Below are 1,918 nucleotides of genomic sequence, written 5' to 3' on the forward strand. Positions count from 1 at the left end.
GTAGGCGGCGTCCTGATACGTCACCCGCTCATGGGTCTTGGCGTCTTCGCGGACATACTCGATCAGGTAGTTCGGGCATTCGGCGCGGCCGCGCACGCCGACGCGAACCTGGGCATCACCGTGGGCACGCTTGCAGCGCTCGAGCTTTTCCAGCACACGCCGGACGAATTCGACCGGCTTGTCGAGGCCTTCGACCATATCGGCAATGGTTGCGTCGGCGGCGATCGGTGTTGGCGGTACGCGTTTGGTGGCCATCAGCGTCGTCCGGCCCGCTTCGGCAAAGCGGCTAGCGCGGCGGCGGCGGCCATCTCGTCGGCCTCCTTCTCCAGGCGCAATTCGCGCAGACGCGCGGTCTTGGCTTCGCGTGCCTCGCTGACGGCGTCGCGCTCGGAATTGATGCGGTTGAGCGACATCGACTGGGTTTGCGTCTTGCTGAACAGGGACACGGCCTGATCGACGGTTGTCTTTGAACTGGTGGTCAAATCTTTCTCCTGTCAGGAGCCTGTGCCGATGGAGCGAGACCGGGTCTTCGGTCAGGATCACGCACAAAGCAATACGCGCGGCGAATTCAAATTGCTGGAGCGTCCCTTAGCACGTCCAGGCCGGCGCGCAGCGCACTTTCGGCGGCAAGGCGCGGAAAATGAAAAAGGCCAGGCACCGCCTGACCTTCCATGAGAGCGTCGCGCAACCAGATGACATCCAAAAGGATGCACCGCACGGGAACGCCCTGCTTATGCACATGATATGCCGTGGAAACTCAGGTCGCCGCGGCCATGCGCCCGAATTCGCCACTCACCGGTGCCAGTACATCCGTGGTCACCGGGAGAGCAGAATTCGTTTTTCAGGCCGCCTTCAACTGGTCGGCGGACATCTTGCCCGACTTGTTGTCGCGGACCATCTCGTAGCCGAGCTTCTGGCCCTCGACGATGTCACGCATGCCGGCGCGCTCTACGGCCGAGATGTGGACAAAAACGTCGGCCGAGCCGTCGTCAGGCTGAATAAAACCAAAACCTTTGGTGGCGTTGAACCATTTAACTGTGCCGGTGCTCATGACGAACCCTTTCCATGGCAAATATTCGTTCGACGCCATGCGGATGCACAACGTCGTTTGTCCCGATTTTTGATGTGGGAAGTTCGTCAAAGGCGCGCTCGAAAGCGCGGATAACAAAAGTCAGTCAAACAAATATCGACGATTTGCTTGTAGGCTTCTTTTGGCGCGCTGTCAAATTTGCATAAAGCCACAGATGCGGATTTCTCCCAAAACACCAGGCCAAACCAGCTGGCATGACGGCAAACCGGGCGCCAAACAGCGCGCTTGCGCCAAGTTGAAAAAATTTTCTGGCATCCAGGAACCATCCACGCAAAGGCGCATTTATGCCTTGTCGTCAGCAGTTCGTGAGAGCAATCGAAAGAACGGTTGATGGCAAAGACGCCCCCCGCACGATAAAAGGTGCGAGGGGCGTTTTCGTTGGATCCGGCTATTCGTCCGGGCCGGGTTCCGGCCACCTCTCCTTGGCCGCCTCGGCATACCAGTGCCGCATCGCCGGCGTTGCCAGCACGGCGTCGACATAGGCGCGCGTATCCGGCGCCAGCGTGCCGCCATAGGTGTCGAAACGGGTGACGACAGGCGCATACATGGCGTCGGCCGCGGTGAAATGGCCAAACAGGAACGGGCCGCCCCTGCCGTATTTTTCCCGGCACTCGCGCCACAGCGCCTCGATGCGGGCGCGTTGCGCCTCGCCCTCGGCGTCGAGCGGCTTGTGGCCCTTCGGCCGGCGCAAATTCATCGGCCAGCCATAGCGGACCTCGCGAAAGCCGGAATGCATCTCGCTCGCGGCCGAACGCGCCAGCGCGCGGGCGTCGATATCGGCCGGCCAGAGCTTTTTCTCGGGAAACAGGTCGGCGAGATATTCAAGGA

At 60.8% G+C, this 1,918-nt stretch carries 3 protein-coding genes and 1 pseudogene; all 4 read right to left on the reverse strand.

Annotated features, from left to right (window positions below):
* Positions 1 to 255, reverse strand: a pseudogene (locus tag EN925_RS33955) (hypothetical protein); the annotation flags it as partial.
* Entirely contained in the window at positions 255 to 482 is a 228-nt protein-coding gene (locus EN925_RS33960) for a hypothetical protein (protein ID WP_013532399.1), read from the reverse strand. The gene EN925_RS33960 and the pseudogene EN925_RS33955, both read right to left, overlap by 1 nt.
* A 359-nt stretch (positions 483 to 841) precedes the next feature.
* Positions 842 to 1,051 (reverse strand): cold-shock protein, encoded by a 210-nt coding sequence (locus tag EN925_RS33965; RefSeq protein WP_010915421.1) that lies wholly within the window; start codon positions 1,049 to 1,051, stop codon positions 842 to 844.
* Positions 1,052 to 1,478: 427 nt separating this feature from the next.
* Positions 1,479 to 1,918, reverse strand: a 440-nt coding sequence (locus EN925_RS33970; RefSeq protein WP_206633096.1) for a glutathione S-transferase C-terminal domain-containing protein, incomplete at its 5' end; no start/stop codon positions are given.

Origin of the sequence: Mesorhizobium sp. M7A.F.Ca.US.006.04.2.1, assembly GCF_004022915.1 — a bacterium.
In the GTDB taxonomy this organism is placed as follows: Bacteria; Pseudomonadota; Alphaproteobacteria; order Rhizobiales; family Rhizobiaceae; genus Mesorhizobium; species Mesorhizobium ciceri.

Bases quoted from the DNA above. Each gene is read 5' to 3' on its own strand.
- EN925_RS33965 (WP_010915421.1), bottom strand. From the start codon at position 1,051: ATGAGCACCGGCACAGTTAAATGGTTCAACGCCACCAAAGGTTTTGGT.